This is a genomic window from Lentzea sp. NPDC058436 (assembly GCF_042721515.1).
GTDB lineage: Bacteria > Actinomycetota > Actinomycetes > Mycobacteriales > Pseudonocardiaceae > Lentzea.
Genome location: NZ_JBHXLF010000025.1, coordinates 32,673 through 47,948, shown reverse-complemented (window position 1 = coordinate 47,948; position 15,276 = coordinate 32,673). Strand labels below are relative to the sequence as shown.

The 15,276-nt window shown below is 69.7% G+C and carries 15 protein-coding genes; 9 read left to right on the top strand and 6 right to left on the bottom strand.

Annotation, left to right across the window (positions count from 1 at the left end; translation table 11 throughout):
• Window positions 1-42 precede the first annotated feature (42 nt).
• Genes ACFWN2_RS41145 through ACFWN2_RS41135 form a run of 3 tightly spaced genes read right to left on the bottom strand, consistent with a single transcriptional unit; the run spans window position 43 to window position 2,260 of the window.
• Complete coding sequence (locus ACFWN2_RS41145) at window positions 43-747, bottom strand: hypothetical protein (protein WP_382436033.1); 705 nt, start codon at window positions 745-747, stop codon at window positions 43-45.
• Window positions 748-758: 11 nt separating this feature from the next.
• A complete protein-coding gene (locus ACFWN2_RS41140) occupies window positions 759-1,313 on the bottom strand; it encodes a hypothetical protein (protein WP_382436032.1) in 555 nt (184 codons plus the stop codon).
• Window positions 1,310-2,260 carry a hypothetical protein gene (locus tag ACFWN2_RS41135; protein ID WP_382436030.1) on the bottom strand — a complete coding sequence of 317 codons (951 nt, stop codon included), beginning with the start codon at window positions 2,258-2,260 and terminating at the stop codon, window positions 1,310-1,312. Before ACFWN2_RS41135 ends, ACFWN2_RS41140 begins: the two co-directional genes overlap by 4 nt.
• 315 nt (window positions 2,261-2,575) lie before the next feature.
• Here ACFWN2_RS41135 and ACFWN2_RS41130 point away from each other — a divergent pair, with 315 nt between their 5' ends.
• Window positions 2,576-3,418, top strand: coding sequence for a DegV family protein (locus ACFWN2_RS41130; protein ID WP_382436029.1), 843 nt, complete (start codon window positions 2,576-2,578; stop codon window positions 3,416-3,418).
• Here ACFWN2_RS41130 and ACFWN2_RS41125 read toward each other — a convergent pair whose 3' ends face one another.
• Window positions 3,419-4,057, bottom strand: a complete 639-nt coding sequence (locus tag ACFWN2_RS41125) for a TetR/AcrR family transcriptional regulator (protein ID WP_382436027.1) — start codon at window positions 4,055-4,057, stop codon at window positions 3,419-3,421.
• Window positions 4,058-4,179: 122 nt separating this feature from the next.
• Between ACFWN2_RS41125 and ACFWN2_RS41120 the strand changes: the two genes are divergently transcribed.
• From ACFWN2_RS41120 to ACFWN2_RS41095, 6 genes are all read left to right on the top strand, one after another.
• Window positions 4,180-4,809, top strand: a complete 630-nt coding sequence (locus ACFWN2_RS41120) for an SRPBCC family protein (protein ID WP_382436026.1) — start codon at window positions 4,180-4,182, stop codon at window positions 4,807-4,809.
• A gap of 245 nt (window positions 4,810-5,054) precedes the next feature.
• Complete coding sequence (locus ACFWN2_RS41115) at window positions 5,055-5,441, top strand: hypothetical protein (protein ID WP_382436025.1); 387 nt, start codon at window positions 5,055-5,057, stop codon at window positions 5,439-5,441.
• Window positions 5,442-5,451: 10 nt separating this feature from the next.
• Window positions 5,452-6,180 (top strand): class I SAM-dependent methyltransferase, encoded by a 729-nt coding sequence (locus ACFWN2_RS41110; protein WP_382436024.1) that lies wholly within the window; start codon window positions 5,452-5,454, stop codon window positions 6,178-6,180.
• Window positions 6,177-7,643 carry a 1,4-alpha-glucan branching protein domain-containing protein gene (locus ACFWN2_RS41105; RefSeq protein WP_382436023.1) on the top strand — a complete coding sequence of 489 codons (1,467 nt, stop codon included), beginning with the start codon at window positions 6,177-6,179 and terminating at the stop codon, window positions 7,641-7,643. Before ACFWN2_RS41110 ends, ACFWN2_RS41105 begins: the two co-directional genes overlap by 4 nt.
• Before the next feature lie 4 nt (window positions 7,644-7,647).
• The gene (locus tag ACFWN2_RS41100) at window positions 7,648-8,895 is read left to right on the top strand and encodes a glycosyltransferase family 4 protein (RefSeq protein ID WP_382436022.1); all 1,248 of its coding nucleotides are present in this window, start codon (window positions 7,648-7,650) and stop codon (window positions 8,893-8,895) included.
• A 48-nt stretch (window positions 8,896-8,943) separates the two neighbouring features.
• Window positions 8,944-9,708: an SGNH/GDSL hydrolase family protein gene (locus ACFWN2_RS41095; protein ID WP_382436021.1), complete on the top strand. Its 765-nt coding sequence runs from the start codon at window positions 8,944-8,946 to the stop codon at window positions 9,706-9,708.
• A gap of 4 nt (window positions 9,709-9,712) precedes the next feature.
• On the opposite strand, the gene ACFWN2_RS41090 is transcribed toward ACFWN2_RS41095, so the two are convergent.
• Both ACFWN2_RS41090 and ACFWN2_RS41085 read right to left on the bottom strand, forming a co-directional pair.
• The gene (locus ACFWN2_RS41090) at window positions 9,713-10,465 is read right to left on the bottom strand and encodes an acyltransferase (protein WP_382436020.1); all 753 of its coding nucleotides are present in this window, start codon (window positions 10,463-10,465) and stop codon (window positions 9,713-9,715) included.
• A gap of 37 nt (window positions 10,466-10,502) precedes the next feature.
• The gene (locus ACFWN2_RS41085) at window positions 10,503-10,994 is read right to left on the bottom strand and encodes an SRPBCC family protein (RefSeq protein ID WP_382436019.1); all 492 of its coding nucleotides are present in this window, start codon (window positions 10,992-10,994) and stop codon (window positions 10,503-10,505) included.
• A gap of 52 nt (window positions 10,995-11,046) precedes the next feature.
• On the opposite strand from ACFWN2_RS41085, the gene ACFWN2_RS41080 reads away from it, so the two are divergent.
• Both ACFWN2_RS41080 and ACFWN2_RS41075 read left to right on the top strand, forming a co-directional pair.
• Window positions 11,047-11,901 carry a nucleoside hydrolase gene (locus tag ACFWN2_RS41080; protein ID WP_382436017.1) on the top strand — a complete coding sequence of 285 codons (855 nt, stop codon included), beginning with the start codon at window positions 11,047-11,049 and terminating at the stop codon, window positions 11,899-11,901.
• A gap of 58 nt (window positions 11,902-11,959) precedes the next feature.
• Window positions 11,960-15,217 (top strand): GH92 family glycosyl hydrolase, encoded by a 3,258-nt coding sequence (locus tag ACFWN2_RS41075; RefSeq protein ID WP_382436016.1) that lies wholly within the window; start codon window positions 11,960-11,962, stop codon window positions 15,215-15,217.
• Window positions 15,218-15,276: the final 59 nt, after the last annotated feature.

The following is a 15,276-nucleotide window of genomic DNA, read 5'->3' as shown; positions in this document are numbered from 1 at the left end:
TCGTTCGGGTGAGCCGGCTTCGCCTGCGGCGCCGTTCGCGCCTCAGTTGCTGCCGGCCTTGCGGCGCACCTCTTCGAACGTCCTGAGGTAGCGCTGCCGGAAGTCCTCGCGCTCCACCCACGTCGTGTGCTCGGCGGGCTGGGGCGAGGCGGGCGGCGGAAGCGTGGCGCGCGTGACGGGCGGCGCGGACGGCTCCGGCGCGGGCTGGACCTCGGGCTCCGGCGGGGACTCGACCTGGGCCTCGGGCTCAGCTGTGGGCTCGGATCGGGTCACGGGCTGGGCTTGGGGTTCAGGCGGCAGTTCGGGTTGTGCGACCGGCTCGTGCTCCTCGGCGGGCCCCGAAGTGTCTGCGACCCCAGGAATGTCAGTGCTCGCCGCTACGCTCGATTCGGGGGCTTCGACAACCCCCAAGGGGGGATCGAGGTCCCCATCCCGATCGTATCGAGCGGCACCGACAGTTTTCGGCTCAGCACGCTCGGCCAGCCGCGCCAGCGCCGGTTCCTGGTGCGGCAGCCCGACCACCGGGTTGCGGTGGATCGGCCGCGTCTCGTAGTCGGCGTCCACCGGCTCGACAGTCACGGGCTTCTCCACCCACGTCCGGTCGACCGGCGCCTCCGACGGCGCGGAGACGTCCGACGCGGCCGACGCGGCCTCCTCGCGGCGCCGCACCAGCACGTACATGAGGGCCGCCCCCAACGTGAAGGACAGCACGCACAGTCCGAAGACGATCCCGACTGCCCCTGCCATTGCCAAGGCTCCTAGTTCACGAGGACGTCGATCTGGGGTCCGAAGTCCGAGGGAGGGCCCCAGACGGGGTCCACGACCACCCGCGTGGTGATCACGCTGTCCACGCCCTGCTCAGCCAGGTACTGCCGCAGCAGGCCTGCCCGTTCCATCGCGAGCACGTCGCAGCGGTGCGACGCCGTCTCGCCGTTCCACGCGTGCGCCACCAGCGTCACCGAGCCGGTCACGTTGCGCAGCACGCCCGCCAGCGACCGCCGCACGTCCTCGCCGCGGCCCACCAGGGAAGCGGTGCCCGGCGCGAACGTGATGCCCTTGACCGCGTGCGACGTGAACAGCTCGCGCACGGTCTGCTGGGCGACGGCCGCCGGCACCATCAGCGGCGCCGGGGGTTCCATTCGCAGCGGTGCGACGAAGTCGGTGACCGGCACCGGGCCGGCCAGGACGACGGGCACCGCCGGCGAGGACGACAGCGCCGTCGTGAGTTCCTCGCCGTACACGGAGAACCCGAACGCCGTCACCGACGCCGGCACCATCAGCGCGCCGACGACGAGCGGGACCCAGCGCTTCACGATGCGGCCACCTGTTCCGGGATGTGCACGGGCGCAACGCGTTCCGCGGCCGCGGACAGGGCAGCGCGGGCGGCGGACAGTTGCGAGTGGACGGAGCGGCGCAGCTCGTGCAGTTCCGCGGTCCGGTCGGCGACCTCGGCGAGGCGGCGCTGCGCCTCACGGCTCGCCATCTTCACCACGAACTCCGAGCGCGCCCTGGCCAGCGCCTCCTGCTCCTGCAGGTGCTGCGCGACCTCGTTGGTGCGCCGGGTGGTCGTGAGCTCGAACAACTGCTGGGCCTGCTCGCGCTTGCGTTCGGAGTCGGCCTCCAGCGAGTTGCACTGCAGCGCGGTCTCCCGCAGCAACCTGTCCGCGTCGACCTGCGCCTGCTCGACGGCGTCGGCGCACTCGCGCTCCACCTCGTCGGCGCGCTGGCGGTGCTGGGCCTCCAGATCGGCGCCGCGGCGTTCCATCTCCAGCTCGCGGCGCTCCATGGCGGCGGCACGCGACGCGCAGTCCTGACGCGCGGCGTAGAGCTCGGCCTCGGCCTCGCCGCGCATGGCGGCGGACTCGCGTTCCGCACCGGCCCGCAGCGCGGCCATCTCGGCGTCGGTGCGCTCGCGGAGCTCCGTGCACTCGCGTTCGGCCTGCAGGTGCATCTCCGCGGTCTCGTCCTCGGCGAGGCGCAGCATGCGGTGCATCCGCTCGGTCGCGCTTGCGTGCGAACCGGACGTGGTCTCCAGGCGTTCGATCCTGGCGCGCGCCTCTTCCAGGTCCTGGCGCGTCATTTCCAGGAGCTTGCGCAAATCGGCGGCCTGCGCCAGCGCCTCGGCCCGGTCGAGGCTCGTGAAGCGCAGCTGCTCCTCGAGATTCTCGATGTGCTCGATGACCTGACGTCGATGAAATCCTCGGTAGACAACGTCGAAACCGGCGTGCAGCGGAACTAGTTCCTGCTCTTTTGCACCCATGGTCACCTACTCACTCAACCGGGCTGAAGATTGTGCGAGCTTACCCACGGCCGATGGGGTCAACCAGCGTCTAAAGTGGACGAACTTGTGTGCCGCAGCGCGTGGAATAATGGCTCTTTCCTGCACAAACAAGACGTCCCTAGATCAACACTCGACCGCGTCCAGTCACCCGATTGTGTCAACCGGGGCGCCATTCCGGGGTGTTCACTCCGTGCGTTCGCCGTGCACGGAAAGCAACCGCCCAGGCCTAGATCACACGAATTGCCATCCATCGGTCGTGGCTACTGCGATCACCCTTGGTTAACCTTCTCGTTCGTGTCCTCACGAGTAGCCGTCGTCACCGACTCGACCGCGTCACTCCCGTCCCGCCTGGCGGACCGGTTCGACATCATCACGGTCCCCATGCAGCTCAAGATCGGGTCGGAGCTGATCGACGAGGCCTACGTGCCGACCGACAGGCTGCTGCGGGCGATGGAGGCGCAGATCCCGATCACGACGCAGCCGCCGGCGCCGGACGCGTTCTTCTGGGCCTACCAGGACGCGTGGGCCAAGGGCGCGGAGACGATCGTCTCGGTGCACGTGACGCCGAAGCTCTCCCCCGCGACCGACGCCGCGAAGCAGGCCGCCGCGAAGTCGCGCGTGCCGGTGTTCATCGTGGACTCGCACTCGTCGGGCATGACGCTCGGTTTCGCGGCGCTCGCGGCCGCCCGGATCGTGCAGGGCGGCGGCAACGTCCAGAACGCGCGCAGCGTCGCCGAGCAGCGCGGCCGGGACGCCCACGTGCTCATCTACGTCGACACGCTGCACTACCTGCGCCAGGCGGGCAGGGTCAGCGCGGCGGCGAAGCTCTTCGGCGACGCGCTGTCGGTCAAGCCGCTGCTCACGGTCGTGAACGGCGAGGTGGAGCCCTTCGACAAGGTCGTGGGCCGTGACCGGGCGCTGACGAAGCTCGTGGACAAGGCCGTGGCGCTCGCCTACGGGCGCAACGTCGACCTCGCGGTCGAGCACTTCGCGGCCGAGAAGGAGGGCCACGAGCTGCTCCAGATGCTGCAGAAGCGGATCCCGCACGCCCGCGACGTGGTGTTGACGCAGGTCAGCGCGGCCATCGGCGCGAACGTGGGACCGGGCGCGCTGGCCGTCACCGTCTCGCCGTTCTGATCAGAGTTCCGCGACCTCTTCGGCCAGGAACAGCCCCGGATCGAACCCCAGCGGCGCGAGGTGCCCGGCGAGCTCCAGCGACAGAACGCCCTGCACGCGCGTCCAGAACGACAGCGCGCGATGCACCGTGGGCGCCGACGCCGGAAGAGCGCCCGCCCACCCTCGGTTCAGGCCAAGGACAACGTCGAACGGGGTCTTCGGCGGGTCGTCGGACTCCCCTGCGCAGACCTCCAGCAGCACCGTCAGGATCTCGTCCGAGATCGCGGTGATGTCGTCGGGCGCCTCGTAGCCGGGCACCGGCGTGCCGTAGATGAGCAGGTACCGCTGCGGGTCGCTCAGCGCCCACTCCCTGATGACCCCGGCGAGCGCCACCGCGGTCGTGCCCGCCTCGTGCGCGGCGCGGACGGTGTCGGCGAGGCTGCGGTAGGCGTCCCTGATGAGTGCGGTGATCAGCTCGTCGCGGCCGGCGAAGTACCGGTACAGCGCCGGCCCGGTCATGCCCATCTCCTTGGCGATGGCGTTGAGTGACAACGCTGTCACGCCGTTGGACGCGATCTGCTCCCACGCGTGCTTCTTGACCTCGTCACGCACCTGAGCCCGGTAGCGCTCACGCGGCTTCTGCGCCGACTCCGCCGTCATGGTTAGACCCTCTCACAGTTGTTATTGACAGTCACGGTCGTCTCGGTTTAGCTTCTGCATGTCACAACAGTTAGAGCCTCTAACCAACGCTACTGAGGCTAACGAACCGAAGGGGTTCTCTCATGACTCGCACGCGCATCGCCCTCTCAGTGGGTGCCGCACTGCTCGCCGTCACCGCGTGCCAGAGCGCGCCGTCCAGCTCTCCCGCACCGAGCAGCAGCGCGGCCGCACCGGACTCGGTGACCTGCGAGGGCCAGGGCATCAACCCCGCCGCCCAGCTGCACCACAGGACCGAGACCCGGATCAACGCACCGCTGAGCACGGTCTGGCAGGCGCAGACCGAGGTGGAAGGCTGGCCGGCCTGGCAGAAGGCCGTCACCAGCGCGAAGAGGCTCGACGAGGGCGAACTGCGGGCGGGTTCGCGGTTCGAGTGGACCACCCCGGCGCCCGCGACGCCGACCACGCCCGCCACCACGCTGAACATCACCTCGACCGTGCTCGGGGTGAGGACCGGCGAGTGCGTGCGCTGGAGCGGGCCCGCCGTCGGCGAGGGCCTGGGCATCGACGAGGGCGTCCACGTCTGGACGTTCACCGAGGTGGACGGCGGCGTCCTGGTCCGCACCGAGGAGAGCTGGACCGGCGCCCAGCTGGAGGCCGACCCGGCCACGGCCATCAAGATCCTCGCCCCCGGACTCGACTACTGGCTGGCCGACCTCAAGGCGGCCGCCGAGGCCCGTCCCGCGCAGAGGTGACGCCTGCGGCCGACGCTCGTCCCATCCAGAGCCGACGTCACGACCGGCGCCCGCCGCCCCCAAGACCGACGTCCGCTACCGAGGCCACCCGCCCCGGGCCGCCGCCGCGACCGAGGCCAGGCCTGCTCAGCCGAAGTCCGCGAGAACTCCCGCCCACCCAGAACCGAAATCCCCAACCAACGCCCGCCCCACCCACAACCGACCTCCGCCACGAAGCCGGACCAGCACCCCAGAGGGAGAAGACCATGTCCACCACCCCCGCCTCCACCACCGACCGCACGCCTGACAGCACCCCCGACCGCACCTCCGTCCACCCGTCCACCTCCACGCTGATCGCGGCCTGGGCCGTGCCCGTCATGGTGATCGGCCAGTTCGGCCTGCTGTCCGGCGTCCCGATCGCCGTCGTGCTCGTCGCGAGCCTGCGCGACGGCCGCTCGAAGGCCCTGCGCTGGTGGTCAGGGGCCCTGACACTGGCCTACGCCACGCCGTTGACGCTCTGGCTGACCGGGCCGAGCGAGGCACCCAGCCTGTCCAAGTACATGAGCCCGGCGACGACCGCGGCCCTCGCCGCGGCCGGTGTCGTCACCGCGATCGCGCACCAGGTAGTTCGCAGGCGGTCTACTCACAAGTAACCTGGCGGGCGTGACCCTCCCCCTGACCGGCGAACGCACGGTGCCCGGTATCGCGGAAGAGAACTACTGGTTCAGGCGCCACGAAGCGGCCTATCTGCACCTCATCGGCCACTGCGCGGACGCGGTCGTGCTGGAGGCGGGCTGCGGCGAGGGCTACGGCGCCCAGCTGATCCGCACGGTCGCGCGGCGGGTGGTCGCCCTCGACTACGACGAGCTGACGTCGCGGCACGTGTCGCGCTCGTACCCGCAGCTCGACGTGTTGCGCGGGAACCTGGCGTCGTTGCCGTTGCGCGACGGAAGTGTCGACGTCGTGGCGAACCTGCAGGTCATCGAGCACCTGTGGGACCAGGAGGGGTTCCTGGCGGAGTGCCGGCGGGTATTGCGTCCCGGCGGGAAGCTCATCGTGACGACGCCGAACAGGATCACGTTCTCACCCGGCCAGGACACTCCGCTGAACCCGTTCCACACCAGGGAACTCGCACCGTCCGAACTGGACGAGATGCTGCGCGGCGCTGGTTTTCGCGTTGACGAACTGACGGGGCTGCGTCACGGACGCAGGCTTGACACGCTCCTGAACGGACAGATCATCAACGCACAGGTCGAAGTCGCCCTGTCCGGTGCGCCGTGGCCGGTCGAGCTCAAGGAGGCTGTGGAGTCGGTGACGGTGGAGGACTTCGACATCACCCCTGACGACATGGACGCCTGCCTCGACCTCGTGGCCGTGGCGGTGCGCACGTGACCCAGCCGAAAACCTCAGAGGGCACGTTCTGCCTGGTCCTGCACAGCCACCTGCCCTGGCTCGCGCACCACGGCGCGTGGCCGGTCGGCGAGGAGTGGCTCTACCAGGCGTGGGCGCACTCGTACCTGCCCGTCGTGGACATGCTGCGGCGGTTCGCGGACGAGGGCCGCGAGGACGTCTTGACGCTCGGCGTCACCCCGGTCCTGGCCGCTCAGCTGGACGACCCGTACTCGTTGCGGGGCATGCACGACTGGCTCGGCAACTGGCACCTGCGCTCGCACTTCGCCGGGGAACGGCTGCCGGAGCTGTCGGCGTACGAGCACCGCGCGTCGTCTTGGGCGCTGGAGAAGTTCGAAACGCAGTGGCGGCACGGGTTCTCGCCCGTGCTGCGGTCCCTTGTGGACTCTTCGACGATCGAGCTGCTCGGCGGTCCTGCGACGCATCCGTTCCAGCCGTTGCTGGATCCGCGGGTCAGGGCCTTCGCGCTGCGGACCGGCCTGGACGACACCGCGCTGCGCGTCGGCCGTGCGCCGGAAGGGATCTGGGCGCCGGAGTGCGGTTACTCGCCCGGTATGGAGGCGGGGTACGCGGCGGCGGGTGTCCGGAGGTTCATGGTCGACGGGCCCGCGCTGCACGGCGACACGTCGTCCGCGCACCCGGTCGGGTCGTCGGACGTGCTGGCGTTCGGGCGCGATCTGGAGGTCTCGTACCGCGTCTGGTCGCCGAAGGTCGGCTATCCGGGTGATGCCGCGTATCGGGATTTTCACACCTACGACCACCCGACGGGCCTCAAGCCGTCGCGGGTGACGGGCAAGAACGTGGCGCCGGAGGACAAGCGTCCGTACGACCCGTTGCTGGCGCGTGAGGCTCTCGACAGGCATGTGGCCGATTTCGTGGAAACCGTCGTGCGACGGCTACGCGCGATCGACGGCGGGCTCGTCGTGGCGGCCTACGACACCGAGCTGTACGGGCACTGGTGGCACGAGGGTCCGTTGTGGCTGGAGGCCGTGCTGCGCGCGTTGCCGGAGGCGGGTGTGCGCGTGACGACGTTGCGCGGCGCCGTCGAGGCCGGGCACGTGGGGGCGCCGGTCGAGCTGCCGGCGTCGTCGTGGGGCAGCGGCAAGGACTGGCGCGTGTGGGACGGCGCGCAGGTCTCGGACATCGTGTCGTTGAACGAGTCGGTGCAGAAAGAGCTGCTGGGACTGGACTTCTCCTCCGACGTGAGGGATCCGGTGCTGGACCAGGCGGTGCGCGAGGCGCTGCTGGCGTTGTCGAGCGACTGGGCCTTCATGGTCACGAAGGACTCGGCCGCCGACTACGCCCGGTACCGCGCGAAGATTCACAGCGACCGCTTCAGCGAGCTCGCGGCGTTGGCGCGGAGCGGTCGTGGACTGGGCAGAGCAACGGAGCTCCGCGCGGCAGACGGCCCGTTCGGGCACCTGGACGCGCGAGGAATGGGGTAACGGGATGCGCGTGCTGATGTTGTCGTGGGAGTACCCGCCGGTGGTCGTCGGCGGGCTGGGCAGGCACGTCCACGCGCTCGCGACACAGCTGGCCGCGCAGGGGCACGACGTCGTCGTGCTGTGCCGCCAGCCCTCCGGCACCGACGCGATCACGCACCCGACGGTCGACGTGGTGAGCGAGGGCGTGCGGCTGGTCCGCGTCGCCGAGGACCCCGCGCACTTCGTGTTCGAGAAGGACCTCCTGGCGTGGACGCTCGCGATGGGCCACGCGATGACGCGCGCCGGCCTGGCTTTGGGTTCGTGGCGGCCGGACGTCGTGCACGCGCACGACTGGCTCGTCGCGCACCCCGCCGTGGCGCTGGCCGAGGCCTTCGAGGTGCCTCTGGTGGCGACGATCCACGCGACCGAGGCCGGCCGGCACTCGGGCTGGCTGTCGCACCCGCTGAACCAGCAGGTGCACTCGGTGGAGTGGTGGCTGGCGAACCGCGCCGACTCGTTGATCACCTGTTCGTCGGCGATGCGCGGCGAGGTGGCGCATCTGTTCGAAGTGGACACCGCCGACGTTTCCGTGCTGCACAACGGCATCGAGCCGGGCGGTTGGAAGGTGCGCGCGAAGGACGTCGGCGCGGCACGGCGCACGTACTCGCCGCACGGTGATCCGCTGCTGTTCTTCTTCGGCCGCATCGAGTGGGAGAAGGGCATCCAGGACCTGATCGCCGCACTCCCCCGCATCCGCCGCTTCCACCGCGGCACGCGCGTCGTCGTGGCCGGTGGCGGATCGCAGACCGAGTGGCTGCAAGACCAGGCGCGCAAACACCGCGTGCTGCGCGCCGTGGAGTTCGTCGGGCACCTCTCCGACAGGACTTTGGCGGCGTTGCTCACAGCGGCCGACGCCGTCGTGCTGCCCTCCCGCTACGAGCCCTTCGGCATCGTGGCACTGGAGGCCGCGGCCGCCGGCACACCCCTGGTCGCGTCCACCGCCGGCGGGCTCGGCGAGGTCGTGCTGGACGGGGTCACCGGACTGTCGTTCACCCCCGGTGACGTGGACGGACTCACCCGCGCCGTGCGCAAGGTGCTGTCGGATCCCCCGGCCGCCGCATCCCGTGCGCGGGCGGCGAAAGCCCGTCTGGCCACCGACTTCAACTGGGCCACGATCGCGTCCGACACGGCCTCCGTGTACTCGTCCGCCGTCGTGCGCGAGCCCCGCGTCCTCGGCCGCCCCAAGATCGCCACGGGCAATCTGTTCACCTAGATCCGCTACAGTCGCCGGTCCCGTTAACAAGAGGTGACCGAGGACTGAATGAAATACCAACGCTTCGTGGCGCTCGGAGACAGCTGCACCGAGGGCCTGGACGACCTGCTGCCCGACGGCCGGTACCGCGGCTGGGCGGACCGGGTCGCGTCCGCCCTGGACGCGCCGGGCTTCCGCTACGCCAACCTCGGCGTGCGCGGCCGCCGTCTCGACCAGATGCTGGTGGAGCAGGTCCCGTCCGCACGGGCGTTGGAACCCGACCTCGTCGTGCTCTTCGGCGGCGGCAACGACGTCATGTCCGGCGCCACCGCCGAGCAGTTGGAGCAACGGGTGGACGAGGTCGTGCGCGCCGTGACGTCGTTCGCGCCGACCGTCGCCGTGTTCACGTTGAGTGACATCTCGCACCGCATGCCGTTCGGCTGGCGCATGCGCCCACGCATCGAGGCTCTGAATTCCGCCGTGCGTGGTGCGGCTTCACGTCATGGCGCGATTCTGGTCGACGTCGAGGCCGACGAGTGCGTGCACGACTCGCGCTACTTCGGGCCCGACCGGCTGCACCTGTCGTCGTTGGGGCACAGGCGGTTGGCCGGCCACCTGCTGTCGACGCTAGGCATCCCGTTCGACCCGGCCTGGCTGACGCCGCTGGACGGCACGGCCGCGTCGGCGTCGGTGCTGGACCACTGGCGGTGGCTGCGCGACCAGGTGCTGCCCGTGGCGTACACGCGGACGCGGAACAAGCTCATCGGGCGGCAGCCGGGCGACGGTTTCGTGCCCAAGCGCCCGCAGCTCTCACCTCTGCGGGTCGCTCGCTGACGCGTCAGGCCGACGCGTCCTCCGCCCGCTTGGCCAGCGCGTCCTTGGCCTTGCGGGCCATGTCCGCGATGTCCGCACGCCGCTGCGCGTCAGCCTCGTAGTCGGCCCGCCGGTCCCGCACCACCCGAGCCGGCATCCCGACCGCGATCTTGAAGTCCGGGATGTCCCCGCGCACGATCGCATGCGCCCCGAGCACGCACCCACGCCCGACACGGGTACCGCGCAGCACCGTCACCTTGGCCCCGAGCCAGCAGTCAGGCCCGATCCGCACCGGCGACTTCACGATGCCCTGGTCCTTGATCGGCAGCGTGATGTCGTCGACCTTGTGGTCGAAGTCGCAGATGTAGACCCAGTCCGCGACCAGCGACGACGCGCCGATCTCGATGTCGAGGTAGCAGTTGACGGTGTTGTCCTTGCCGAACACGACCTTGTCGCCGATGCGCAGCGAACCCTCGTGGCAGCGGATGGCGTTGCCGTCGCCGATGTGCACCCAGCGGCCGATCTCCAGGCGGCCGAAGCCGGGGCGGGCCATAACCTCGACGCGCTTGCCGAAGAACACCATGCCGCGCAGCACGACGTGCGGGTTGAGCAGGCGGAACTTCAGCAGCCGCCAGTACCGCACGAGGTACCAGGGGGTGTAGGCGCGGTGGCGCAGCACCCAGCGCAGGGAGGCCATCGTGAGGAACCGCGCCTGCATCGGGTCACGGCGCGACCTGCGCCAACGCGTCCAGACGGGTGCGCCCCACATCGAAGTCATGCCGGGACTTTAGACCGGGGCAGCGGGACCGAGCAGCTCAGTCCTCCCCTTCGCGGACGTCCTTTCCCGACTCGACGAACGCCTTGAAGTCCTCCATGTGCCGCAACGACTGCTTGCGGAACGTGCCGGGCATCAGGGCCCCCACCAGCCGCATCACCACGCCGCTGAACCGGTACTCGTTCTCGCTCACCCAGAGCGTCGTCTCCGGGCCGGCCTCGGTCAGCCGTTCGCGCGCGGCGCTCCACATGCCCTGACCGGCGATCTCGCGTTCGAAGTGGACGACGGTGTCCGCCGGGATGTCGTGCAGGTCCGCCGGCTCCCTGCGGGTGATGGTCTCGGTGGCCTCGAAGGTCTGGTTTCCCGACCGCAGCACGACCCTCGACTGAGTGCCGACCTCGCCGTGCTGCCCGTTCAACGGCTCGTGCGTCACGAGGCCGCGCAGCCACTTCGGCATCTGTGCCGGGTCGGACAGCAGCTGGACCGTCTTCTCCCTCGGCGCGGCGATCTCGATCGAGACGGTGTACTTCATGCGCGGCACTCTAACTTCGGCTGACGGGGTGCGTCTCGGGCAAGCTGGCGGCATGGCGACTCCTCTCATCATCGACACCGACCCCGGCGTCGACGACGCGTTCGCGATCGCGCTCGCTGCCCGCAGTCCCGAGGTCGAGCTGAAGGGGCTGACCACGGTCTTCGGCAACGTCGGGCTCGACCTCACGACGGCCAACGCGTTGCGGTTGCTCGCGCATCTCGGGCGGACGGACGTGCCGGTGGTCAGGGGCTCGGAAGGGCCCGGTGGGGCCGCGGACGTGCACGGTGAGGACGGGCTCGGCGGGCAGGCGCTCACGTTGCCGGAGAACCCCCGGGGCATCCGCGGTGACGACGTCGTGCGGTTCTTCGCCGACACCATCACGCCGGACACCGTGGTCGCGGCGATCGGGCCGCTCACGAACATCGCCGCCGCGCTCGACGCCGGGGTCGAGTTCCCGCGGCTGGTCGTCATGGGCGGTGGGCTCGGCATCGGCAACATGACGCTGCGGGCCGAGTTCAACTTCTGGGCCGACGCGAAGGCGGCGCGGACGGTCATCCGCAAGGGCAACCCGGTCGTCGTGCCGCTCAACCTCACCCAGCGGTGCATCGCGGACACCGAGTTCCTCGCCAACGTCGACCCGGTGCTGAGCAACCTCACCGGCACGTACCGGGCCTACCTGGCCGCGCACAAGGACCAGAACCACTCCGACCGCGAGGAGGGCATCCTGATCCACGACGCGGTCGCCGTGGCGGAGGCGGTCGTGCCCGGCAGCCTCACGCTCAGGACGCACGGTCTCGACATCGACGACGAGGGCGCGCTGGTCGGGGGAAAGCACCAGGTAGAGGTGGCGGAGGACTGCGATTGGCCCGCGCTGAGGGCCTTCATGGAGCAGCGCTTGTCCGTTTGACGACAACTTCGGGTTGCTCTCTGGGGTTGCGCGGGCACGGTAAGTAGGGTCCGCGACCATGCAGCGAAGAGTCCTCACGACAGCTGCGGTAGTGGCGGCCATGACGTTCGGAGTGGTCCCTGCCTCCGCTCAGCCCCAGATCCAGGTGGTGCCGGATCCGGCAGCACATGTGAACCCGTTCATCGGCACGACCAACCTCGGGAACACCTTCCCCGGCGCGGTCGTGCCGTTCGGCATGTTCTCCTTCAGCCCGGAGGCCAGCCGCGGCAACACCCTGCGCGCGGCCGCTCCCGGCGGTTACCGGTACGACGCCACGAAGATCCGCGGCTTCAGCCTCACCCACATGTCGGGCACGGGCTGCGCGGGCGGCAGCGGTGACATCCCGATCTTCCCGCACGTCGGGACCGTCCCCACGTCGCCGACCACGGACGCGACGGACGCCATCTACGCCAGCGAGTTCGCGCACGCCGACGAGGTGGCCAAGCCCGGCCGCTACGACGTGACGCTCAAGTCCGGCGCGAAGGCCGAGCTGTCCGCCACCGAACGCACCGGTGCGGCGCGGTTCAGCTTCCCCGCCGACAAGCCCGCGACGGTGCTCGTCAACACCTCGAAGTCGCAGGTCGGCAGCAGTGACGCGCAGACCGTCGTGGACAAGGACAAGCGGACCATCACGGGTTCCGTGACGTCCGGCAACTTCTGCGGCTACATCAACCAGGTCGGCCGCCGCAGCTACTACACGCTGCACTTCGTGGCGGAGTTCGACCAGGCGTTCACCGAGGTCGGCACGTACCAGGACAACGTTGTCACGCCCGGAAGCACGACCTCCCAGGGCGGCACGACGTACGGCACGAACGGCTGGCCGGTGCTGGGCAAGGGTTCCGGCGCCTACCTCGGGTTCGCGCCCGGCAGTCAGGTGGGCGTCAAGGTCGGCATCTCCTACGTCAGCCTGGACAACGCCAAGGCCAACCTGAAGGCCGAGAACAAGGGGCAGTCCATTGAGGACATGAGGGACAACGCGTACATCGCGTGGCAGAAGCAGCTCAAGCGCATCGAGGTCGGCGGCGGCTCCGATGACGAGCGGACGAAGTTCTACACCGCGCTGTACCACTCGCTGTTGCACCCCAACCTGTTCAGCGACGTCAACGGCGAGTACGCCGGGTTCGACGGCAAGGTCCACAAGATCGACAAACGCCGGCAGAAGGCCCAGTACGGCACGTTCTCCGGCTGGGACATCTACCGCTCGCAGCTGCAGCTGCTCACCCTGCTCGAACCGCAGATCGGCTCGGACATCGCGCAGTCGCTGCTGAACCAGGCCGAGCAGAACAACGGCGTGTGGGACCGCTGGACGCACGCCGCCGGCGGCACGCACGTCATGAACGGTGACCCGGCGCCGATCTCGCTGGCGGCCATCTCCGCGTTCGGCGGCGAGGGCTACGACATCAAGTCGTCGCTGAAGTCGTTGGTGAAGGCCGCGACCGTGCCCACGGCACTGGACCTGAGCAAGGACGGCTGGGCCGTCATGTCGGTCGGGCAGCGGCCGTCGCTCGACAAGTACCTGCAGCACAAGTACATGCCGGCCGTGACGAACGCGTGGGGTGGCGCGGCGGAGACCCTGGAGATCTCCGCGGCGGACTTCGCGATCAGCCAGCTGGCCGAGCGCACCGGCGACAAGAAGATCGCCAAGACCTTCGCCGAACGCGCGCAGTGGTGGCAGAACAACTTCGACCCGGTCGCGGACTCGACCGGCGGCTACATCCGCAACCGCAACGCCGACGGCACGTGGGTCAAGGACTTCACGCCCGACACCGGCAACGGGTTTGTGGAGGGCAGCAGCGCCCAGTACACGTGGATGGTCACGCACAACGTCGCCGGGCTCGTCGAGTCCCTGGGCGGCCGCGAGCGCGCCACCAAGCGCCTGGACGACTTCTTCCACAACGCCGACGGCAGCTGGGCCCTCTCGGGTCACGGCGGCGCGAAGTCCGAACTGGACAACGAGCCGTCCGTGAACGTGCCGTGGCTCTACAACTACACGGGCCAGCCCGCCAAGACGCAGGAGACGTTGCGCGAGACCGTCAACACGCTGTGGAAGAACGCCCCCGGCGGCATTCCCGGCAACGACGACCTCGGCGCCATGTCGTCGTGGTTCGTGTTCACCTCGATGGGCATCTACCCGCAGGTGCCGTCGCGCGCCGAACTCGTGCTGAGCGCCCCGCTCTTCACGTCGGTGAAGATCAATCGCGGCGGCGGCAAGGACATCACGATCAACGCCCCGCAGGCCAACACGGCGACCAAGTACGTGCAGTCGCTGAAGGTCAACGGTAAAGCCGCCACGAAGACCTGGCTGCCCGAGTCGTTCGTGCAACGGGGCGGCAAGCTCGACTTCGTGCTGGGCAAGGCGCCCTCGTCGTGGGGCACCGGCGCTTCCGACGCACCGCCGTCGTTCCGCGAGGGCGAGAAGCCGATCACGCACGACCAGCCGTACTTCCTGACGGTCGAACCGCGCCAGCTCGTGGTGGAGCCCGGCAAGACGGTCACGGCGAAGGTCAACTCGGTCAAGCTCTACGACGGCGACCCGAAGGCCACCTTCACGATCACCGGCTCGGACGCCCTCACGTTCACGCCGGCGACCGGCGCCGTGCCGGGCGAGTTCACGGTCACGGCCAAACCCGATGCGGCACAGGGCTTCTACGACATCACCGTGACGGTGAACGTCGAGGGGGCCCAGAAACCGGTGGTGCTGCCGCAGATCGTGAAGGTCGCGCCCGCGGGCAGCATGCTCGCCGCCGTGAACAACGTGGGCGCCTCGGCGGACGCCACCGGCGAGGGCGACTTCGACGGCGGCGGCTACAGCTACTCGCGGGAAGCGCTGGCCGCGGCCGGACTCCCGCCGGGTGGCACGGCCACCGTCGACGGCCTCACCTTCACGTGGCCGTCGTCGCCCGCCGGACGTCCCGACAACGCGACAGCTCAGAAGCAGACGCTGACGCTGTCCGGCACCAAGCTCGCGTTCATCGGCTCCGCAGCGAACGGGGCACGGGCCAAGGCCGCGACGGTGACGTTCACCGACGGCACCACGGCGGCCGTCGAACTCGGGTTCAGCGACTGGACGCTGGGCGGCGGCGGTGCGGCACCGAGCTTCGGCAACGTGATCGTCGCGAACACGCCGTACCGCAACCAGTCCGGCGGCGGCAACGAGAAGGTCGCCACGCACATCTTCGCGACGAAGACGTACGTGGCCCCGGAGGGCAAGACGCTGGCGAGCGTCGTGCTGCCGGACGACGTGAACATGCACGTGTTCGCGGTGGCACTGGGATAGAGGCGCTGGGTTAGGCCATCCCGGTGGGGCGGCTCGGTTCCTCGGACCGGGCCGCCCCT

Bases quoted from the DNA above. Each gene is read 5' to 3' on its own strand.
- ACFWN2_RS41095 (WP_382436021.1), top strand. From the start codon at position 8,944: ATGAAATACCAACGCTTCGTGGCGCTCGGAGACAGCTGCACCGAGGGC.
- ACFWN2_RS41085 (WP_382436019.1), bottom strand. From the start codon at position 10,994: ATGAAGTACACCGTCTCGATCGAGATCGCCGCGCCGAGGGAGAAGACG.
- ACFWN2_RS41135 (WP_382436030.1), bottom strand. From the start codon at position 2,260: ATGGGTGCAAAAGAGCAGGAACTAGTTCCGCTGCACGCCGGTTTCGAC.
- ACFWN2_RS41125 (WP_382436027.1), bottom strand. From the start codon at position 4,057: ATGACGGCGGAGTCGGCGCAGAAGCCGCGTGAGCGCTACCGGGCTCAG.
- ACFWN2_RS41145 (WP_382436033.1), bottom strand. From the start codon at position 747: ATGGCAGGGGCAGTCGGGATCGTCTTCGGACTGTGCGTGCTGTCCTTC.
- ACFWN2_RS41080 (WP_382436017.1), top strand. From the start codon at position 11,047: ATGGCGACTCCTCTCATCATCGACACCGACCCCGGCGTCGACGACGCG.
- ACFWN2_RS41075 (WP_382436016.1), top strand. From the start codon at position 11,960: ATGCAGCGAAGAGTCCTCACGACAGCTGCGGTAGTGGCGGCCATGACG.
- ACFWN2_RS41090 (WP_382436020.1), bottom strand. From the start codon at position 10,465: ATGACTTCGATGTGGGGCGCACCCGTCTGGACGCGTTGGCGCAGGTCG.
- ACFWN2_RS41120 (WP_382436026.1), top strand. From the start codon at position 4,180: ATGACTCGCACGCGCATCGCCCTCTCAGTGGGTGCCGCACTGCTCGCC.
- ACFWN2_RS41100 (WP_382436022.1), top strand. From the start codon at position 7,648: ATGCGCGTGCTGATGTTGTCGTGGGAGTACCCGCCGGTGGTCGTCGGC.
- ACFWN2_RS41115 (WP_382436025.1), top strand. From the start codon at position 5,055: ATGTCCACCACCCCCGCCTCCACCACCGACCGCACGCCTGACAGCACC.